Here is a 19,871-nt window from a genome sequence, read left to right on the forward strand (position 1 = left end):
AACAAAAAGAATCTTCATGGCTCTTCATGAAGATTCTTTTTTCCTATTATCTTGGTTTTGTAGAAGCCATAAATGTAAACGAAATATTATCTTGAACCGGAATCCAAGCGCCTATTCCTTGTTCAGTGACGTTTTTCACTTCTAGCTTTGGCTTTCCTCCACGTAACGTTAAAAATACTTCTCCGTACGTCACGTCTCCTTTTTCATGAACAGCCGGTACATAGCCATATAAATAACCGACTTGATTCGAGGGTACATTGTATTGATTGTTTTTCGTCGTACTTTGGCCAACGACTGTATCAAACGCTAAAGGAAGGTTTGTTTTCTCAGCGGCAGAGATCATCATCATCTTCTCAACAGCTTCTGCATTTGGAATTTTCGCTGTTAATCCTCCAGTAATTTTCTTTTGTTGTTCTTGGAAATAAGACATAGTTTTTGGCGCGTTCCCACCACGATTATCAATATAATTTGTATTCACTTTTTGGTATTCCCAATTCACTTCAGTGCCTCTTGATTGATAAGCAAGTGGCCACTCGCCTAAGTAAATAGACGCTTTCATCGCAAACCCAAGCTTGGCAAACTGGATCGTTGATTCATTCATAATTCGAATAAGATCTGGATTTTCAATGTTTTCACCAGTTGACTCTAGTAATTGTTCAGCAAGTTCACTTGGCTGTAAATAAGGGAGATCTTGAGTAGCATTTTTATACGTATTTTCTTTTGAAATTGAAAGAACGGATTGCGGAATCATAAATGTATGTTCTTCTTTATTTTCTTCTTTCTGATCTTCCGCAAAAGCTTGTGCAGGATTTAATAACAAAAAGAGTAAGGCCACTATAAAGATTTTTTTCATTATATGTTCTCCTTTATTAAATTTATGTCCTTATTCTTTAACAACAACTATGCTTTTATCCAGATCGTGTATGGAAATTTTTATAAAAATACACAAAAAACAACAGCAGCGCTGGGCTGCTGTTGTTGCCTTAATCATATGCTTCTAGGGCAGAGTCGATCTTTGTCTTTTGGAAACACCTTCCTTCATCATGTATGGTCTTACATGATTAAAAAGACATTTACATTGCTCAACGCAACCACCTCTTCTAATAGAAAACGTGTGACAATCAAAACTCTTACGAATGCAATTGATTTAAGGAAGAACTGTAGCATCGCTACCGTCCTTACCTATAGCATGATCCAATCTCTTTTACTTTATTCAAGTTCTCGCTGTTTTTTTAATGCTTTTATTTCATCTGCAGCTTCTTTTGCAGCATGAATCGCTTCTTCAGAAGTATTACGAATGTGCGCAGCCTTTTCAGTTATGGCACGCACATCATTTGATACATCTTTCCAAAGAAGATTGACGCCTTCAATGGTTTCTTTTGCTTGGGTGACCATTTCTTCACGATTGTCACGTAAAAAGATATATGCGTCTTCTGCTTGCTTTCTTGCTAACTGCGCTTCTACACATACTCGCTCACGCCATTCTTTCTTTGAAGCTACTGCAACAACGACTGCTGCTGCAAGTACAAAACCCCATTTACGTTTTCCCATTTCTTCATCCTCCTAAGCACTAACTCGTTCTATCTTTTATTTTAGTACAATTTTCGACGTTTTTGCAAAGAAGAATGAAAAAACTGCCAACAAATCTTGTCGGCAGTCTTAATTATATGTCTGTACAAGTGATTGATCGGTTTCTAATTGCTCAAACTCATCGTAAGATTTTTGTTTTAATTCATTAACTTCTTTTGAAAGAGCATTGATTTTCGCTTCTAGATTTTCCATTTTACGTCGATCTTTTTCTGTCATATAGCTTCCCTCCATTTTGTATATCTTTCACTCAGCAACATTTATATATGCAGAATATTTTACCAATGTTCTTCTTCAGTGTAAAGTGTATTACTGAAAAAAACATATGCATTTTTTAATGACTTTTTTCGACATAAATCTTCTTTATCGAAAATTTGTAACAAATTAACCTTGCATATGCAAATATAGGTGATATACTAATGTTAGGAAATATTCAGAAAAAAGGTGATGGATTTGCGCAGAAGACATTCTGTACGATATGAAGATTTAATGGCTCGAAATCGAGATGAGCTAATGAAAGATGATGAAGCACTATCAAAAATAGACGATAAGTTATATGAACGTGCCGTTAAGAAGAATAAACGTTCTTTAGATAATACAACTACAAAGACTCGGCGCTTTTAATATAGACTCTCTTCAACCTGATCGCGATCAAACGTGAATGGGGTTGAAGGGAGTTTTTTTTGTATAAATTTGTTTTACTTGCACAAATTACCTCTTAAACAATACGAAAAGAGGATTTGCATGGATAATGTACTACTATCAAGAATGCTTTTTGGTACTTCAATGGCTTTTCACATCATCTTTGCTACCTTAACCGTTGGCATTTCCCTTATGATTTTCTTTGGTGAAATTATGCGTGTGATTCGCAAGGATAACGATTATGCGGTTCTAGCAAAACGGCTAACAAAAGGATTAGCCATTCTACTTGGTGTTGCGATTCCAACTGGAACGATCGTAGCAGTCATGCTTTCTCTGCTATGGCCAGGGTTCATGGAGATCGTTGGCCAGGTTATCGCACTACCGTTTCAGATTGAAATATTCGCTTTCTTTTTAGAATCACTTTTTCTCGCTATTTACGTTTATGCGGCTGACCGTTTAACTACGACAATGCGAATCATTAGTTCTTTCTTCATCGCATTTGGAGCTGTGGCTTCAGCCGTCCTCATCACAAGTGCCCACGCCTGGATGAACACACCTGAAGGATTTGACATTGTTAACGGGACAATTACAAATGTGAATCCACTGTCCGCTGCTTTATCAACGAGCTTTTGGGCAACCTCTCTACACGTAGTTAGTACAGCTTATATGACTGGTGCATTTGTTTTAGTTGCAGTTGCGGCTTACAAGCTAATGAAACCTTCTATTACAGAAGCTGAACGTCGCTACCATCATAAAGGGATGCTGATGGCACTTATTTTCGGATTAGGCATGTCTTTATGGACAGGATTAACGGGACATGACACAACCGTTATGCTCTATGAGGAAATTCCGATTAAACTCGCCGCTGCAGAAGGACTGTTTGAAACACAATCAAACGCACCTTTGACACTCTTTGGTGTTCCAAGTCCTGAAGAAAATGAAGTGATCGGTGGGTTAGAAATTCCTGGTTTGTTAAGCTGGCTTGCCACATACTCTACTGACGGTATTATTCAAGGTCTAAACGATTTTCCACAAGAAAATTGGCCACCGCTTATTGTACATACTCTGTTTAATGTCATGGTTTTTATTGGAGGTGGGTTAATTGCCATTTCAGGTGGGGGCTTGCTTTACTGGTTTATGAAGCGGAAGAAAGAGAACTTCGCCTTTCCTAAATGGATTTTAGCTGCGTTTGTCGCTTCCGGTCCACTTGCTATGATCGGAATTGAAACTGGCTGGATCTTTAGCTGTACAGGCAGACAGCCTTGGACGATTTTTGACATTCAACGTACATCTGAAGCAGCAACGACATCAGGAAACTTAGGGATCATCTTTTTCTTCTTTGCTGTGCTGTATGCGGTGCTACTCGTCATTACAAGTCTTGTGCTGTACTTTTATTTTAAGCGAAACCCACTTACGCAAGATATGAATGCAATTGGATCATAAGGAGGGAGAAAGATGGAACCCGTTTATTTAGCCATTTTGTTAATATGGGTCATGTTATTCATTTATGCTGTTGCGGGCTCAATTGACTTTGGAACTGGTTTTTGGGCCATGTATTATGAGCGTAGAAATAACGTACAAGCTTCACGGATTGCGAACAACTTCCTATCTCCTGCATGGAAAGTAACTAACGTCTTTCTCGTTTTATTAGTTGTAGCGTTTGTTGCATTATTTCCTGGTGCTGCACCTACACTTGGTACATTAATGATTGTTCCGTTCTGTTTAGTCCTATTGCTGCTAACGATTCGAAGTGCCTTTATGGTCTATGCTTTCAGTACGGAAAAATATTCTCGTGTGCTCACTCTCGTATCTGGTACGTGCGGATTAATTATTCCAGCGATTTTAATCAGCATTCTTCCAGCTGCCATTGGTGGATTTGTTACAGTAGCAGACGAACGACAATACATTCTGTTAGACGGACTTTTGCAAAGTCCCGCATTTTATACTCATATTAGCTTCGGATTAATGACAGAGTTGTTTATCTCGTCACTCTTTATGGCAGATTACTCAAAAGAAGCTGGCGATATGAGTACAGCCCATACGTACCGAAGAAACGCGCTTATTCTCGGTCCAATTACGCTTGTAGTTGCCATTGCGGCGATCTTCACATTAATTCCAGAGGCGCCTTGGATGTTCGAAAATTTTATGGACTTATGGGGATGGTACACAGCTTCTCTCCTTGCGTTTGGCATTGGCTATAGCGCATTGTGGTGGCCATCTAAAAATAAAGAATTAGGGCAACCGCGGGTCGCATTAATTTTCACCGTCATCCAATTCGGTCTCGCCAGTTTAGCTTATGGAATGGCTCATTTGCCTTATCTCCTATACCCTGACGTCACGATTTATGATGCATTTACAAATGAAACCATGTTTCGTTATCTAATGATTGGCTTCATCATCGGTTTAGCCGTGCTAATTCCTGTATTTATTTGGTTTTGGCGGTTATTTTTTAAAGATAAAGCTTACTTACAAAGTGATGGACACGATTACTAAAGGAAAAAAAAGAAGCTTCCTTTTATGGAAAAGCTTCTTTTTTCTTATCGTTCATCAATAATCGAATATTGACTAACATGACTAATTTGGAAATCGGCATCCGTTAATTCAGCCTCTGGATCAAACATCGTTAAGCGTGAAACCGTACCATCATAACCCGCAAAAAACTGATTTTGTCTAACTTGGATACCGGTCTCAGTGTCAAACCACAGATTAATTTCCGTGTTTTCATTATCGGATACGGCAAATAGATGGTGTGCTCTGAAGCCTTCTGTTTCAAAGATCCCTCTATATTCTATGTCATAAACAGAATAATCACCGATAAATTCATTTAACTTTACTTGAGAAATCGTTGGTACCTGTTCATCATTTGCACGAAGCAAAGTGACATGATCGTCTCCCTCTATATACATTGACCGAGCTTCAGGGGTTTGCGCTTCATAGACCGTTCCCCCTTCTTCTTCAGCCAACTCCGTACCAGAAGTCTCACGATAGTAATAATCAGGACCATTTGGATTCGCCATATATTTTAACACGGTATACCCTTTGGCTTCCCTTACGGCACCATCTTCTGCCACATCATGATGCTGCCATTCAAGTGAATACTGCTCAAACTGCTCTTCTGCGGCAATCGCATTGGCAATGATTTCTTCAGGATTCAATGACACTTCACCATCACTGCTCTGCTCTTCTTCTGGAGATTCATTCGTTTCTTCAGCTTGCTCATCATCACTTGCTTGTGGTTCATCGTCTTCACGATCCTCTGTGGTCGCATCATCTGATTCTTCACTACTGCGCTCTTCTGTATCATTAACCTCGTTGTCTTCATCTGTTGATTCGGTTTGGCTTTCACTAGTAGTTCCATTCACTTCAGGTGATTCGGCACGCTCTTCATCTGGCGAGCATGCCGCCAACATCAATGCACTGCCAAAAATTATCCATGTTGCTCTATTCATCTTCACCTCTCCTTAATCGGTACTTAATAATATGCGTGCTTCCTATTCTTTTCCGTTAATTAAGCGATTTCTATTATTTTATCATTATTCTATTTTACTCATAAAGGGATTTGCAAATAGATATGTTTAAGCGCATACAAAATGGCATATGAAAAGGAAGCGCCCCTTAAAACACTTCTTATCTTTATATGAGTTCATGCGTTCGTTACCTCACTATAAGATACAACGAAAGTCTTCACACTGTCTTATGTTCCAGCCTTTTTAGATTGTTTTACAAAACCATTCCACATTTATACGCTTCTATCTAGAGTAGCTTTCGAAAAACGACCCAAAAATAACTCTTACTTTCCATTATGAAATTCATTCGGTTAATAAAAAACACATAGCGTATTGGTTGCCCAACAAACTATGTGTTCACGAATGTATTAAAATTGTCGAATGTCTTCTAAAATAACATCAATGGCTTCTTGCCAAAAATCAGGCTTCGTTAGATCCACGTCTAAATGTTTTTTTGCTAAAGCTTCAGCGGACATCCGACCGCTATCTTGCAACAATGCAATATACGCATCTTCAAAAGAAGATTCTGATTTTAACGCTCTTGCATAAATCCCCATACTAAACAAGTAACCGAATGTATACGGGAAGTTATAAAATGGTTGTCCTGTAATGTGAAAATGTAGCTTTGATGCCCAAAAATATGGATCATAGGATGAAACTTTTTCACCGTATGCTTCTTTTTGCGCTTCAATCATAAGCTCATTCAATCGTTCTGTAGGAACCATTCCTTGTTTCCGCTCTTCGTAAAAACGTGTTTCAAACAAAAAGCGAGAATGAATGTTCATAAAAAATGCTAGAGATCGAGACAGTTTGTTTTCAATCAACATCTTTTTCACATCTTCACTGTCTGCTTCGTCAACTAACGCATCTGCCACAATCATCTCCGCAAACGTAGAAGCTGTTTCCGCGATACTCATTGGGTATTGCTTTTGTGACTGAACATCATTGTCTTTTAAGCACCAGCTATGATAAGCATGACCTAATTCATGTGCAAGAGTCGCAACGTTTGACATAGAACCATCATACGTCATAAAAATTCGAGATTCTTGCTCCATTGGGAAGCCTGTACAGAATCCACCAGGACGTTTACCAGACCGATTTTCTGCTTCTACCCATCCCTCTCTCAATGCCATTTCTGCAAAATCTGCCATTTTAGGGCTGAACCGTTTGAAATGTTTGATAATGAGCTGGCATGCATCTTCGTATGAAATAGAATTCTTTGACTCATCTTCTAAAGGTAACGGTGCCCCTACATCGTGTAAAGCTAAGGTTTCGACCCCTAGTAGAGCTGCTTTTTTATCCATATATGCATAAAATTCAGGCTTGTTCTTTGTAATCGTATCCCACATTGTAGTGAGGGTTTCCTCTGTCATTAAATTTAATTCTAGAGGTTCTTTCAGCACATTTTCCCAGCCACGCTCTTCATAGAGCTTTAATCGAAATCCAGCCAAGCGATTCAATGATTGAGTGAATAATGGAGCTTGCTCTTCCCACGCATTTAAAGATGCTGCTGAGGCACGCTCTCTTACTTCACGATTCGTACTTCCTAAGCGATTATGTAATTGTCCTGCCGACAACATTTTTGTTTCGCCATCTTCTTCAAAAGGAATCACCATTCTGCCAACAGCCTCGTTATACACGGACCCCCAGGCATGATAACCATCTTTAGCAAGCTTTGAAGCAAGTTCTTCCTTCTCTGAACTCATTTTATCCATTGCGCGACTCCGCGTTTTTTCAAGTAAAAAAGCAGATGGCGCTACTTTCTCATTTGAAAGAAGCTCACAAAACGCCTCGTCTGATAAATCTCGTAGTTCATCTTCTAGACGAAGCACTAGCTTCTGCGTTTTCACTTGTTGTTCTTGTACATTTTCAAGCAAGAGAAGCGCTTTTTTATCTTTAACATTTTGAGCCGATAAACACGATACAAATGCACCAGTTTGGCGAAGTCTCGGCGTAATCGTCTCTATCGCTTGGACCAAGTCCACCACGTTAAGATCTTCTTTTGCTAACAAAAAATCTAATTGCTTGTCCGTTTCGTTGAAGAATTCTGTAAATTCTTTCGAATCACTTCCACCTTTAAAGATCGAATCCAAATCCCATGTAATCGGAAAATTCACTGTTTCGTTCATATGTATCCTCCTCAAAGAACGGCTTATTTCGAAACCCGTAATAATCGTATCATTTATTTTGAAGATTTGCACGTTAAATGTTAGAAAAGCAAACTTGAAACCATAAATAGAACGGTGCAAAAACTACATCCTAGCAATATTTTTTCTTCTTTCTTATAGCTCGTCCATTGTCTATACATCAAAACGCCCCCTCTGATCTCATTTAAACCTATGAAATCAGACAGGAGCTTATGCTTAAATTAATGCATTTAGTTTTGGAAACACATGCAGGGCAGTATCGTGGAAAAACATTTGGTGATGTTTTTCCGGTATAATTCCCGTAAGCCACTCCATGTATGGTTTGACGCCAACCAGCGGCCAGTCCGTTCCAAACATGTAGCGATCATAGGCATCACCATAAATTAACGCGTGCTTAAAATGATCAAAATAAGGGTTATCTTTTTCCTTGTGCCGATTCACTTTCTCGTCTGTGCCTACGATGAGACCAGATAAATCTGCATATACATTTCGATTTTTATACATCACTTCAGCAGCAGTTAGGCACCATGGATCGCCTAAATGTGCCATAACGAACGTGACATCTCGATGCTTTACAGCTACCTCATCAATTGTTAAGGGGTGTGCATACTTTAAAATGGCTGTTTCTGCATAGGTATCGCCTGTATGAAACACTACAGGAACTTGATGTTTTTTTGCCATCTCATAAACTGGTTGATATACATCATCAAAAGCATAGTAAGGATAGTAACCTAAGTAAATTTTGATACCAACATACTCTTTAAATTCTAACAACGAATCTAGCCTCTCAATTGAATGTGCTGTTAGTAAAAAGGGATTAATCCCAATACAAATCCCCATCGATGGTGGACGATTTGGTAAATCAAGACCCATTAAATCTGGAGCCGATTGATCTGGAAACGCACCTAGTTTGCTTTCTTCCACGCCCATTCCAACCGATGCGATTACATTGGCGTCTTTGAATTCACGCTCAATTCCCTTGTGATCATAATGAAGCAAACTATCGTTCATTGCGGTTTCTTGAAATGTGTGAATCCTAGAAAAGTGAACATGTGCATCAATAATTTTCAACGTCGTTCTATTCCTCCTTAAATTGCAGTGAACGTAACCATTCCCAACCTGTACCCTTTGATAAACCTGAAGTGAAAATAAAGGAATGAGGACGAGACTGTACAATTCCATCACCTGGAAAGCGTTCAATTGCTTCTCTTGTCATGTATGAAAAGACATCTTTATTCTCATAAAACTCCGCATCATGCTGCTGATCTGGTCGAACAACAATAAGCGTTTCGTCTACCTCTTTTTTATATAACCTAGCGACTTGTGCTAAATTTGTTCCTCCAAACGCTTGTGAACCTCCAGATAAAACAAATGCAACATCGTCTGCTTCAGTAGGATAGAAAACGCCATCTTTCCGATTGAAAAAGGCTCCTGTCAAAAAGGATTGATCCAACACACAGTTTGCTCCATTTTCTAACTCCGTATAATGGACTAGTAGACTTGATTGTGGAATCGTTAAAAAATACTGATGAACAGTCGCATTTTGCCATTGCTTATGATCGTTAAATGTAAAAGAAATTTTTATTCCTGTCCAGACCTGTCCCCATTGATCCTTACGAGTAACAAAAGTGGTTTTTCTTTTTTGTTCAGCAATTGTCCGTAGCTGCAACCCTGCAGGAATCGTCATGATTCCCCCACCCCATGGATTCCACCAACTTTTTGCACCTGACTGCGGAAAAGAATGATCAAACCATTCTTCTTCTGTGTAGACAGAATAAACCGCTGGATAGTAATCATTTGCAACTTTAAAAGTGAGCAGCCCGTTATGAATAACATGGACGTCTAGGCCTTCTTTTTTCTCTACCTTTGAGACAACTGGCTCACTACCTACACGCAATGCCTGTAGCATACTTATTGCTTGCATCGATTTTCCCTTATAGTGAATCGTTAATGGTGTAACCCCATTCTCTTTGTTTGCCAAAACAGTATGGTTAAGATCGGTTTGTCCATCTTGCGTGTCAAAGCTATAGGTCGTTTCTGTTTGATCGCTGACCATCACTTCTCCTTGATCAGCTTGTTGGATACCTGTATTAAATTGCAGCTTAAGCGCTTGATTATCTCGATAAAATCCGTGCTCTCTAAATGACACAAGCTTTTGTTTTTGAATGGTTTGTTTTGCTTTTTTTCTCTTCATAAACAACTCAATATTTCCGTCTACATTTGGAAATAAAGTTACTTTCATAGGGCCGGATGTTTCTCCAGATTCAAGCGGTTCCAGCGTCCATCGAAAACATAAATCATCATCAATTTCCAAGCACTGTGCCCCGTTATCCGCTTCCAAACCAAGAGTGCCATCTTCCCATTCTAAAAACACCCATTCAACATCCCACTCTTCCAAGGGGACGTCATCAATCCAATATTGTTGAATTTGTGAGAAATGTTTAATTTCTTGATTAGTAGAGAGGTAGAAATCATTTGGTTTAAAATAAAAAGGCACAATCATTTGCTTTAAATCGATTGGCTGACTACTTTTATTGGTTATGAAGTATTCAGCTTCCAGGATGTGATGATGCGTCCATTTATATTGAATCGTACACTCTGCATTCCCTTGATTGAGGGGATAGGTTACCATAACCGTTTGGAAACGTTCTTTCACATCTGAATGAATGGACTGCCAGCCAACGTTTGCCAACTCATTCGTTAATGGATCATTAAAACTCGGATGAAGCATGGTCCATGGCTGCTCAATACCCGCTTGAATAAACGTGGTTAAAGCTGTATCTTGATGAAAAACAAGCTGCTGCTTTCCATTTACAACCACAAACGTTTGATCTTGTTGAAAGGACCCAGTGCTATTCTCACCATCAATATAAAACGGGACACGCTCTTCATAAAGAGAAGGCGTATGCTCTTTTTTATCTTGTAATGCAATAGTGAAATGAAGAGGTTCAACACCTTCTTGTTTTTGTTTACAGGAGAATGGAAGGGTTTTCGTTTGATTAGGCGCAACTTCAATGGTCCCTTCCCTATCTATCCACTCAAGTAACGGATGTTCTTTTCCTTGAACCTTCACTATTTGATGCGTTGGTAGCTGATTTCGAACATGTAAAAATAGCTGCTCCCGTTGATGGCTCGTAAAATCGCTAGCGCTTACATGTAATGGTTTTTTCACCACATATCCACAAGATAGAGGAACATTTATGTCATGTATGTGTGCAGTCAAAGTCGCATAAGGGTATGTTTTCCATTCAGAAATGGCTTCATCTTCCGCTTTTACTTCATCTATATTAAATGGAAAGGTATAGATTCTCTCGCCCTTCGCTGGTATTTCGTCGTCAATTTTCACATGCAAATTCAGACGTTCATCTTCATCCTGTACACGTACAGGCATTGACTGATTTCGCTTGTTCACCAATTTGAGTGAGGCTTTGTAAGAAATAGTTGGGAAAAGTTGTTTATGCGGAAGAAGCCATTCTAGATTGAACTCATTTGTTTCAACCTTATAAATTTTCCTGCTAGAATGCTCGATTCCTACCGTAATAAGCTCTCCGTCTATTTCAAATTCATATGTAAAAATGGAGAATTCTCCCTGTTTCTCACGATCAGGCTTCACCGACAAGTCCCGTTTTAATGCAGCATACCAGTTAGATTCATTCAAATATTGTTTTAAAAAGGGGTGCTGTAAAACTAATGGGATAAAGTTCATTAAATGAGTTGTTTCTTCTCGATCCTCCCAAAAAAATCCGCAGCGTTTATAGAGAGGAACAGCTTTTGTATTTCCAGGCCATGTATGCAGATCAAGCCGAGACCAACCTGCTTTGAAGGTACGCTGAATGGCTTCAAGAACAAGAGCTTTTCCAATTCCTTTCCCGATATACTTTGGATGAGCATTCAATAACGGAATGTAAAGAGCATCTCGATCTGCATGAAATTCAGCAAGTCCACAGTACCCAACAACCTCTTCCTCTTTTATCGCCAACATAGTGGCGATATTCCCCGAGTTTCGCTCTTCTTTTTCGCGATCTTCGGCGGTTTCAACCGTATCACCACCGCCAAAATTTTCACGACTTTCGTTCCACATTTTTGCTGTCGCACGTGCGTATCCTTTTTCAAAGTCTATAATTTTCATAACTTTCCCCCTTTTTTAAATCATAAAGAAGAACCTCACCGAGCGCAAATAATTGTTTAAACAAAGAAGGCTCTCGAACCGAAAGCTATACCTTAAAAGCTTTAAGTTCTCATAAAAAAAGACAAACGACCAGATTGGATCGTTTGTCTTCTCTTTAGACTATATAACTACTTCGCATCAGAACCAGTTCTTATTTCTCCGCCTGCTGGACATACTCGGAAATATCAAGATTTAATTGATCTGCTAATCTCTGCCCTAATGATTCATCGGCACGGTAGAAATTACAAACTGCGCGTAGAGCAGTTTCTTGTTTGACTTGCTCTAAATCACCGACAATATTTTTCACGAGTGCTTGTTTCACACTTTCCTCGTAATTGCGGTAAATCTTACCAGCTTGTCCAAAGTGATTTTTCTTTTCAATTGCCATTCGACCGATTGTTCCTTGTATAGGAGCTCGGTAATCTTCATAGCCTTCTGCTTCGTCTGGCGTTTCTTGGTAACGATTTGGCTCATAATTAACTGGATTTGTTTGCTGGCCTACAGGCATGGCTCCATCACGTTGAAAATTCGCTTTTTGCGCAAATGGACAGTTTACAGGTAGGTTCAAATAGTTTGCGCCAACACGGTAACGCTGCGTATCAGAATAAGAGAAAATTCGTCCTTGCAACATTTTATCTTCAGAAGGCTCAATTCCTGGTATCAAGTTACCTGGATTAAATCCAACTTGTTCTGTTTCTGCAAACACATTGTCAGGATTACGATTTAACGTCATCGTACCTACATGTTGATATGGAATGTCTTCTTCTAGCCAATCTTTCGTTGCATCAAGAGGATGGAAGTCAAAGTTATCTAAATCAGCCGGGTCAAGGATTTGTACATAAAGATCCCATTCAGGAAAATCTTCATTTTCAATTGCTTCATAGAAATCCCTTGTTGCATGGTTGAAGTCTTGTCCTTGAATTTCCGCCGCTTCTTCGCCAGATAAATTACGAATGCCTTTCTTTGGAACCCAACGAAGCTTCGCGTAAACCATATTGCCATGCTCGTTTACAAATTTAAATGCATGGACACTTGAGCCACGCATTTCACGGTATGAAGCCGGAATGCCTTCGTCTGTAAATAAATGCACCATCATGTTTGTCGTTTCAGGTGAAAGCGACATAAAATCCCAATAGCGATCTGGATCTTGTATATTCGTCCGTGGATCAGGCTTTAAAGAATGAATCACGTCTGGAAATTTAATCGCATCTCGAATAAAGAAAACAGGTAAGTTGTTTCCAACAAAATCGTAGTTTCCTTCTTCTGTATAAAATTTAACTGAAAACCCACGTGGATCTCTTAACGTTTCTGGCGAAGTACCGCCATGAATTACCGTTGAAAACCGTACGAATAATGGTGTTTCTTTTCCATCTTCAGCAAATAAAGCTGCTTTTGTATAACGTTTCAAGTTGTTTTTCACTTTAAAAACGCCGTATGCACCTACACCTCTAGCGTGCACCACACGCTCAGGAATTCGTTCTCTATCAAAATGAGCTAACTTTTCTACTAGATGATAATCTTCCAACATCGTTGGTCCATGCTGACCAGCCGTTCTTGAATTTTGATTATCATAAATTGGATGCCCTTGATTGTCTGTTAACCGGGTCATATGTAATTCCTCCTCAAGAAAAACAAATTTAAAAGATTTCATTCTTGTGTCGTAGAAAACTATTCCCCACCCTAAAATCTTTCAAACCTAAATCAACAAGGATTCTTTTTTAAGAATTATTCTTATTGGTTAATCTTTGAGGTAGCGGATATTTACCCTTTATGAGAGAATTGTTGAAACACAGGTCCTGGGCTTTCTTTATACACTTTTTGATTCGCTAATTGATTAATAATCCGAACATTCCGCTCAACCGATAACCCTAAATTCGTGGCGCTCGTTCCTAATGCATGCTCTAAATTTGTAAGCGCGAATACACGATTTTCTCGTTGATCATGGAAGATCAATTCAGCATTACGAGTTACAGCAAATTCTGATTCTGACTCCATCTTGACATCTTTCATCATTGCGCTTAGCCAATCTGGGATATGCGGTTTATAGCCTGTTGCAAAGATTACTTTTTCAGACTGATGGGTAAACGACTGATCTTCTTGCCACTGCTTACCGGATAAAAGATAGTCACCGGAATTAGAGGTTTCCACTTGATTGATTTCGATGGCAGCTTGAATAAGTGCTGGCGATTGTTTAGTTTCAATGCTTCGATGGTACAGTTTATCGTAAATCTTATGCAATGTTTTTTGCTGCACACCGTTTCTTAAATTTCCAAGCAACGGTAGCGCTTCTTCTCTTTGTTCGTAGGTGAGATTATGAAAATAATCGACATAAGTAGGTGAAAACAACTCTTGTCCAAGTTTCGAATCTTCCAATTGAAAAAATCCTGGCGAACGAGTGAACCAGCTTAATTCATATTGTTCTTCTAATTGATCATCCAATAATTTGTAAAAAATCTCTGCTGCGCTTTGACCTGACCCAATAACCGTAATGGATTTCGCTTTTTTGATTTCTTTTTCGTAAAACCCATAGGAGCTTGAATGGATGATATCTTCATTTAAACCGCCCTCAACATTTGCAGGGACAATTGGTTCACTTCCAGTGCCAACGACAAGATGTTTGCAATAATAGTGCTCTGTCTTGTCACTATCTTCTACTGTTACTTGATAACAAGCATCGCTTTTTACGTATTGAACGTCCACAACCTTCTTGCCAAAGTGACAGTTATTTAGTTGTGTTACAACCCAGTGGCAGTATGCATTGTATTCTTTTCTCGGCACATCAAAGCGATTAAAAAAGAAAAATGACATTAAACGATCATGTACATGAGCATAATTTAAAAACGAATACTGACTCATAGGATTTGCAAATGAGACCAAATCAGCTAGAAAAGGGACCTGTAGATCGGTCCCATCTAACAGCATGCCAGGATGCCATTGAAAAACGTTTGTTTCATCGAAAAACGCACTTTTTAACGTAGTTTTTTCTTCTATTAGTGCCGCCAGCCCTAAATTAAATGGGCCGATTCCTACACCAATTACATCAAATGTTTCTTTCATATCAACACTCCTATTTGAACACACTTCGAATGATTTTATTGGCCATTTTTCCACTTTTATACCGTAGTGGCATATCAAATGACGTCGTTTGCTTTAGCATGCCCTTTTGATGCGAAAATGTGCGGAAACTTTCATATCCGTGATAAGCTCCTATGCCACTAGGTCCTTTGCCGCCAAACGGAAGATGAGGGTTTGCAACGTGCATAATGGTGTCGTTGATGCAGCCGCCTCCAAAAGAAAGCTGTTCCGAATAGAGCGCTTGCGTTTGTTCTTCTTCAGAAAACACATAAAGTGCTAAAGGATTTGGTAATGATCGAACGCGCACGATCACTTCTGTTGATGACTTATACGTGAAAACGGGTAATATCGGACCAAAAATTTCATCTTTCATAATTGGCGCATCCCAATCAACGTTCTTTAAGATGGTCGGTGCAATCAAACGATGTTCTTTTGAATGCTGACCACCTAAAACGGTGTCTCCATTATCCAAATATGCAGCTAAGCGATCAAAATGTTTTTCGTTAACAATTTGCGTATACGTGCCTTCTTTCGTTCTTTTCGAGAACAAGTTATACGTATGTTTCTCAAGTTTCTTAAGAAATGATTCATAGACATCTTCATGAACCATTACATAGTCAGGCGCAATACACGTTTGGCCTGCGTTTGTGAATTTCCCCCAAGCGATGCGTTTTGCAGCTAAATCAAGCTTCGCATTTTCCGCAACAATCGCAGGGCTTTTGCCACCTAGTTCTAATGTATGAGGCGTCAAATGTTCAGCCGCATGCTTCATCACAATTTTTCCTACAGCCACACTACCGGTAAAGAAAATATAGTCAAACCCTTGCTCTAGCAAAGCTTCTGATGTTTTGGCATCCCCTTCCACCACCGCTACAATTTCTTGTGCAAACGTGGAGCGGACGGCTCCTGCGATTGCGCTTGATGTGTGAGGCGTTAACTCAGATGGCTTAATAACCGCACTATTCCCTGCAGCAAGTGCACCAACGAGAGGCGAAAAGGTTAATTGAATAGGATAATTCCATGGCGCGATGATTAAGACACTTCCGTAAGCCTCATTTACCACATAGCTCGTTGAACCGGTATGGGTAACAGGTGATTTCACCTTAACAGGCTCCATCCACTCTTCTAGCGATTCCAAGGTATGATTAATTTCTGAATGAACGGTACCTAGCTCCATCATAAAGGCTTCCGCTTCTTGTTTATTTAAATCTTTATTTACAGCAGCTAACAGTTCGCTTTCGTGATTTTGTAGCATGTCTTTAAGCTTCAATAATTGCTGCTTTCGTGCTTGAAACGTTTTTAAAGCGCCAGAAAATACGTATTCTTGTTGGACACCTTTTAGCGTTTCGTACATAATCATCACTTCCTTTTCAGAGATTCCTAATGGTGGTTTACCCTAAATAGGCTGCTTTCACTCTTCTTAGCTTTTACGCCCATAATCCGCTTTAATTTCTCCATGCTGCTCGGTATTCCACTTCAGCACTTGATGATGATTCGGGTTCTCTTTTAACCATTGTTCAGCTCGGTTAACAAGGTCCCATATTTCGCGCGTTTTATCATTGCGTACTAACGTTGAATTCGCTTTTTTCTTTTTCACCCAACTAATCGCTGTTCTTGAATCCGAATAAACGGGCTTCGTTAATTGATTCTCCTTTAAATAAGCTAGACCATGTACAATCGCTAAAAATTCGCCCATATTATTCGTGCCTAACTGTATTGGCTCTTTTTCAAATAAAATGGCGCCGGTTTTTGTATCAACACCTTTATACTCTACTTTTCCAGGATTCCCGTGGCTTCCAACATCAACGCTAATGCTATCCCATATAACGTCTTCAGCCGTATTGCTGCTAACCTGTTTAACAGATTTAGCCGCCTTTTTGGTCCCAGTTGAAGTTGGCTTCCCTTCATAAGCACGCTCTGCTTCAGTTTGTGATTCATATGATTTAAATCTAGCACCCTTGTATCCTTTGACTTGTTTTTCACAGTCTGCCCACGTACGGTATATACCAGGCTTTCTTCCTGCCCAAACAACATAAAATTTTTGCTTTGCCATCCTGCTTTTTATCATTCCTTTCGCTTCCGAATCTACTACTCTTGTATCATAGTACCGTTTAACCTTTAAAAACGAAAGCAGTATTCTTATGAAATGAAAACGAGTTGAATAGAATTCCTTTTTCTTGACCATGATGATAAAAAGAGGAGGATCATAGATGGAAATCAATGTGGAGCGAAAACGTTCTGTAGAGGAAGTCGGGAATTTTGTTTGCACTGAAAATGAACAGATTTATGTTGTCGTTCTTGATAAAGACGAAAAGTACCCTTATCTCCTACTTTCATTACAAACTTTTCACATCATTCAAAACTATGATAGTATGCCAACTCGCAATGAGCTTGAAGAAGATATTGGTGAAAAAATAAAAGAGATTTACAACCAACATAACGCTTCTATTACGTTGAATTAAGTTTGTAGTTGGTGTAGATTTCTAACAGAACAAACAGAACGTGTCATCAAATCACGCTATAAAAAAACGCCTCAGAATATCTGAGGCGTTTTGCTTATCGTTTATTGCGCTGAATCTGCTGTTGATTGCTCATACCAGTTATCCAGTACTTTTGCATCAAGAATGCGCTTTTTAATATAAATGGTTTGTTTTTTTAGAAATAACTCTTCCCAATTCACGTTAAAGTCTGATGCCATCTGGACAAGTGTTAATAATTCCTGCCACGCAACGTATCGTTTGTACCAGAAAAATTGCGGTTGTTCTGAAATATAAGGATACAAGTCATCAAATTCTGTATGCTTGCAATCAATTGTGCGTTCAAATTGAGTCTTTGCCTTTTCCAACTTAGCCTTGAGATATGGTTGCAATTCAGTTTGTTCCACAATGATGCCCCCTCATGCTTTTTGTAATTATAGCACAATTCTCGATTTTTTTCACGCCTCAACTCTTAATAAACATTCAAACATTATGTTAAAAAGCGGCTTTGTTCTTCTTTTGTTGGCAATCGACACGACTCTTTTTTCCCAAATAAACGATACCGACTTTGAGAAATCCAGTCATAACATTTATTACGAATAGGTCGAGGAACAATTATTAGCACCCGAAAAAGTGGCCACAAACCTTTTAATTTAGGGAAAACTCTTAATGCAGCATCACTTTTTGTGTACGCTTGTTGATTTTCAATCACGACCATAGTATGTAAATCAAGACGTATATTGTGTTCTTTAAGCAACGCCATACCTTTTTCAGATTGAAGAGAAGCAAATTGATAACGACCTTTTACATCTCTTTTTATCACAAAGTCCACTAAATGGTTACATAAATTACACACACCATCAAACAAAATAATTCCACTCATTCCGCTCTCTCCTCTCGTACAAGAAGAGTAGCACAAATTTTATTGTAAAAAAAGTTTACGTAAGACGAAATAGGGTATATACCAAATAAGAGGGTGATTTCACTAAACGATCGATCGTTTTAGTAAAGTCCCTAATCCTTTCATACCCTCCCCCCCCCCACCTTTTGAGGCACCTTTATTTAGGTGCTTCTTTACATTTAAGTAACAAAACAGGAACTCCGACTTATTTCTTACAATCTAAATGCAACCTTTTTTCCATCCTTTTTCACTTTATCTCTCTCCACACAATTGTTACACTATCTTGTAGTCAAAGAATAAGGAAGAAATGTGGTGACTTATTATGTTTTCAACAGCACAAATTGGAATTGATTTAGGAACAGCAAACATACTTGTCTATAGCAAGGAAAAAGGAATTATTTTAAACGAACCATCTGTTGTTGCACTTAATATAGATACGAGAGACGTACTCGCGATCGGAATTGAAGCGAAAAAAATGGTTGGTAAAACCCCTTCCCATATTGTCGCTGTTCGTCCGTTACGTGATGGTGTCATTGCTGATTTTGATGTGACGGCTAGTTTACTTAAAGAAATTATGCGTAAAGCCAGCAAAAATATGGGTCTTGCGATGCGTAAACCTAACGTTGTTGTATGTGCGCCGACAGGGTCTACTTCTGTAGAACGTCGAGCTATTTTGGACGCTGTTCGAAGCTGTGGGGCGAAAAACGTACACATTATTGAAGAACCTGTTGCTGCTGCAATAGGCGCAGACCTACCTGTTGAAGAACCGACAGCAAATGTCGTTGTTGATATTGGCGGAGGTACAACCGAAGTAGCCATCATTTCTTACGGTGGCGTGGTGTCCTCTAACTCTGTGCGAGTTGGTGGGGACAAGCTAGACGAGGCCATTATTCAGTATGTTCGTAAATCCTATAACATTCTTATTGGTGAACGTACGGCAGAGCAAATCAAAATGGAAATTGGCTATGCACCCATCGAGCATGAAAAATTAACATTAGAAATACGTGGTCGTGACTTGGTGAATGGACTTCCAAAAACGATTGAGCTGCATTCGTTTGAAATTCAAGAAGCGATGAGCGAGCTATTGCTTCAACTATTAGAAGCGCTAAGAGCAACATTAGAAGATTGTCCACCAGAACTAAGTGGAGATATTGTCGACCAAGGTGTGCTTTTAACTGGCGGCGGCGCACTTTTAAATGGACTCCAAGAGTGGATTTCGGATGAGATTTTTGTGCCCGTTCATATTGCACCAAATCCACTGGAATCTGTGGCAATTGGAACAGGTCGTTCTCTATCCTTTATTGACAAACTTCAAAAAGCGTCTGTTTAAAGAAGAGACGAGCACGCTATTCAGCGTGCTCGTTTTTT

General features: G+C 39.2%; 18 protein-coding genes. 5 read left to right on the forward strand and 13 right to left on the reverse strand.

Annotated features, from left to right (window positions below; genetic code table 11):
• Window positions 1-46 precede the first annotated feature (46 nt).
• The 3 genes from ACE1TH_RS18220 to ACE1TH_RS18230 form a co-directional block, all read right to left on the reverse strand.
• Window positions 47-853, reverse strand: a complete 807-nt coding sequence (locus ACE1TH_RS18220; RefSeq protein ID WP_099304996.1) for a YfkD famly protein — start codon at window positions 851-853, stop codon at window positions 47-49.
• Window positions 854-1,209: 356 nt separating this feature from the next.
• Window positions 1,210-1,551, reverse strand: a complete 342-nt coding sequence (locus ACE1TH_RS18225; RefSeq protein WP_099304998.1) for a hypothetical protein — start codon at window positions 1,549-1,551, stop codon at window positions 1,210-1,212.
• Between the two features lie 108 nt (window positions 1,552-1,659).
• Window positions 1,660-1,806, reverse strand: a complete 147-nt coding sequence (locus ACE1TH_RS18230; RefSeq protein ID WP_176554468.1) for a hypothetical protein — start codon at window positions 1,804-1,806, stop codon at window positions 1,660-1,662.
• A 234-nt stretch (window positions 1,807-2,040) separates the two neighbouring features.
• On the opposite strand from ACE1TH_RS18230, the gene ACE1TH_RS18235 reads away from it, so the two are divergent.
• From ACE1TH_RS18235 to ACE1TH_RS18245, 3 genes are all read left to right on the forward strand, one after another.
• Window positions 2,041-2,211: an FbpB family small basic protein gene (locus ACE1TH_RS18235; protein WP_099305000.1), complete on the forward strand. Its 171-nt coding sequence runs from the start codon at window positions 2,041-2,043 to the stop codon at window positions 2,209-2,211.
• Between the two features lie 120 nt (window positions 2,212-2,331).
• Window positions 2,332-3,672, forward strand: a complete 1,341-nt coding sequence (locus tag ACE1TH_RS18240; RefSeq protein WP_375079684.1) for a cytochrome ubiquinol oxidase subunit I — start codon at window positions 2,332-2,334, stop codon at window positions 3,670-3,672.
• 12 nt (window positions 3,673-3,684) lie between these two features.
• The gene (locus tag ACE1TH_RS18245; RefSeq protein ID WP_375079685.1) at window positions 3,685-4,722 is read left to right on the forward strand and encodes a cytochrome d ubiquinol oxidase subunit II; all 1,038 of its coding nucleotides are present in this window, start codon (window positions 3,685-3,687) and stop codon (window positions 4,720-4,722) included.
• A gap of 44 nt (window positions 4,723-4,766) precedes the next feature.
• Here ACE1TH_RS18245 and ACE1TH_RS18250 read toward each other — a convergent pair whose 3' ends face one another.
• From ACE1TH_RS18250 to rnhA, 8 genes are all read right to left on the reverse strand, one after another.
• Entirely contained in the window at window positions 4,767-5,678 is a 912-nt protein-coding gene (locus ACE1TH_RS18250) for a hypothetical protein (protein WP_375079686.1), read from the reverse strand.
• A 425-nt stretch (window positions 5,679-6,103) separates the two neighbouring features.
• Window positions 6,104-7,864: a M3 family oligoendopeptidase gene (locus ACE1TH_RS18255; RefSeq protein WP_375079687.1), complete on the reverse strand. Its 1,761-nt coding sequence runs from the start codon at window positions 7,862-7,864 to the stop codon at window positions 6,104-6,106.
• A gap of 234 nt (window positions 7,865-8,098) precedes the next feature.
• Window positions 8,099-8,953: an amidohydrolase family protein gene (locus ACE1TH_RS18260; RefSeq protein ID WP_375079688.1), complete on the reverse strand. Its 855-nt coding sequence runs from the start codon at window positions 8,951-8,953 to the stop codon at window positions 8,099-8,101.
• A 7-nt stretch (window positions 8,954-8,960) separates the two neighbouring features.
• A complete protein-coding gene (locus ACE1TH_RS18265; RefSeq protein WP_375079689.1) occupies window positions 8,961-12,011 on the reverse strand; it encodes a GNAT family N-acetyltransferase in 3,051 nt (1,016 codons plus the stop codon).
• 190 nt (window positions 12,012-12,201) lie between these two features.
• A complete protein-coding gene (locus ACE1TH_RS18270; protein WP_099305012.1) occupies window positions 12,202-13,659 on the reverse strand; it encodes a catalase in 1,458 nt (485 codons plus the stop codon).
• A 152-nt stretch (window positions 13,660-13,811) separates the two neighbouring features.
• A complete protein-coding gene (locus ACE1TH_RS18275; protein ID WP_099305014.1) occupies window positions 13,812-15,107 on the reverse strand; it encodes a lysine N(6)-hydroxylase/L-ornithine N(5)-oxygenase family protein in 1,296 nt (431 codons plus the stop codon).
• A gap of 10 nt (window positions 15,108-15,117) precedes the next feature.
• Window positions 15,118-16,479, reverse strand: coding sequence for an aldehyde dehydrogenase (locus tag ACE1TH_RS18280; RefSeq protein ID WP_375079690.1), 1,362 nt, complete (start codon window positions 16,477-16,479; stop codon window positions 15,118-15,120).
• A gap of 66 nt (window positions 16,480-16,545) precedes the next feature.
• Window positions 16,546-17,178 carry a ribonuclease H gene (gene rnhA / locus ACE1TH_RS18285; protein WP_255224950.1) on the reverse strand — a complete coding sequence of 211 codons (633 nt, stop codon included), beginning with the start codon at window positions 17,176-17,178 and terminating at the stop codon, window positions 16,546-16,548.
• Between the two features lie 157 nt (window positions 17,179-17,335).
• Here rnhA and ACE1TH_RS18290 point away from each other — a divergent pair, with 157 nt between their 5' ends.
• Complete coding sequence (locus ACE1TH_RS18290; RefSeq protein WP_099305020.1) at window positions 17,336-17,587, forward strand: hypothetical protein; 252 nt, start codon at window positions 17,336-17,338, stop codon at window positions 17,585-17,587.
• 101 nt (window positions 17,588-17,688) lie between these two features.
• On the opposite strand, the gene ACE1TH_RS18295 is transcribed toward ACE1TH_RS18290, so the two are convergent.
• Together ACE1TH_RS18295 and ACE1TH_RS18300 are read right to left on the reverse strand one after the other, a co-directional pair.
• Window positions 17,689-18,009, reverse strand: a complete 321-nt coding sequence (locus tag ACE1TH_RS18295) for a hypothetical protein (RefSeq protein WP_099305022.1) — start codon at window positions 18,007-18,009, stop codon at window positions 17,689-17,691.
• A gap of 83 nt (window positions 18,010-18,092) precedes the next feature.
• Complete coding sequence (locus ACE1TH_RS18300; RefSeq protein ID WP_375079691.1) at window positions 18,093-18,485, reverse strand: thiol-disulfide oxidoreductase DCC family protein; 393 nt, start codon at window positions 18,483-18,485, stop codon at window positions 18,093-18,095.
• A gap of 340 nt (window positions 18,486-18,825) precedes the next feature.
• Here ACE1TH_RS18300 and mreBH point away from each other — a divergent pair, with 340 nt between their 5' ends.
• Window positions 18,826-19,833, forward strand: coding sequence for a rod-share determining protein MreBH (gene mreBH / locus ACE1TH_RS18305; protein ID WP_099305026.1), 1,008 nt, complete (start codon window positions 18,826-18,828; stop codon window positions 19,831-19,833).
• Window positions 19,834-19,871: the final 38 nt, after the last annotated feature.

This window comes from Shouchella sp. JSM 1781072, from assembly GCF_041949915.1.
GTDB lineage: Bacteria > Bacillota > Bacilli > Bacillales > Bacillaceae_D > Shouchella.

Excerpts from the sequence above, each read along its gene's own strand:
- ACE1TH_RS18220 (WP_099304996.1), bottom strand. The coding sequence starts at position 853 with ATGAAAAAAATCTTTATAGTGGCCTTACTCTTTTTGTTATTAAATCCT.
- ACE1TH_RS18225 (WP_099304998.1), bottom strand. The coding sequence starts at position 1,551 with ATGGGAAAACGTAAATGGGGTTTTGTACTTGCAGCAGCAGTCGTTGTT.
- ACE1TH_RS18230 (WP_176554468.1), bottom strand. The coding sequence starts at position 1,806 with ATGACAGAAAAAGATCGACGTAAAATGGAAAATCTAGAAGCGAAAATC.
- ACE1TH_RS18240 (WP_375079684.1), top strand. The coding sequence starts at position 2,332 with ATGGATAATGTACTACTATCAAGAATGCTTTTTGGTACTTCAATGGCT.
- ACE1TH_RS18245 (WP_375079685.1), top strand. The coding sequence starts at position 3,685 with ATGGAACCCGTTTATTTAGCCATTTTGTTAATATGGGTCATGTTATTC.
- ACE1TH_RS18250 (WP_375079686.1), bottom strand. The coding sequence starts at position 5,678 with ATGAATAGAGCAACATGGATAATTTTTGGCAGTGCATTGATGTTGGCG.
- ACE1TH_RS18255 (WP_375079687.1), bottom strand. The coding sequence starts at position 7,864 with ATGAACGAAACAGTGAATTTTCCGATTACATGGGATTTGGATTCGATC.
- ACE1TH_RS18265 (WP_375079689.1), bottom strand. The coding sequence starts at position 12,011 with ATGAAAATTATAGACTTTGAAAAAGGATACGCACGTGCGACAGCAAAA.
- ACE1TH_RS18270 (WP_099305012.1), bottom strand. The coding sequence starts at position 13,659 with ATGACCCGGTTAACAGACAATCAAGGGCATCCAATTTATGATAATCAA.
- ACE1TH_RS18275 (WP_099305014.1), bottom strand. The coding sequence starts at position 15,107 with ATGAAAGAAACATTTGATGTAATTGGTGTAGGAATCGGCCCATTTAAT.
- ACE1TH_RS18280 (WP_375079690.1), bottom strand. The coding sequence starts at position 16,479 with ATGTACGAAACGCTAAAAGGTGTCCAACAAGAATACGTATTTTCTGGC.
- rnhA (WP_255224950.1), bottom strand. The coding sequence starts at position 17,178 with ATGGCAAAGCAAAAATTTTATGTTGTTTGGGCAGGAAGAAAGCCTGGT.
- ACE1TH_RS18290 (WP_099305020.1), top strand. The coding sequence starts at position 17,336 with ATGGAAATCAATGTGGAGCGAAAACGTTCTGTAGAGGAAGTCGGGAAT.
- ACE1TH_RS18300 (WP_375079691.1), bottom strand. The coding sequence starts at position 18,485 with ATGAGTGGAATTATTTTGTTTGATGGTGTGTGTAATTTATGTAACCAT.
- mreBH (WP_099305026.1), top strand. The coding sequence starts at position 18,826 with ATGTTTTCAACAGCACAAATTGGAATTGATTTAGGAACAGCAAACATA.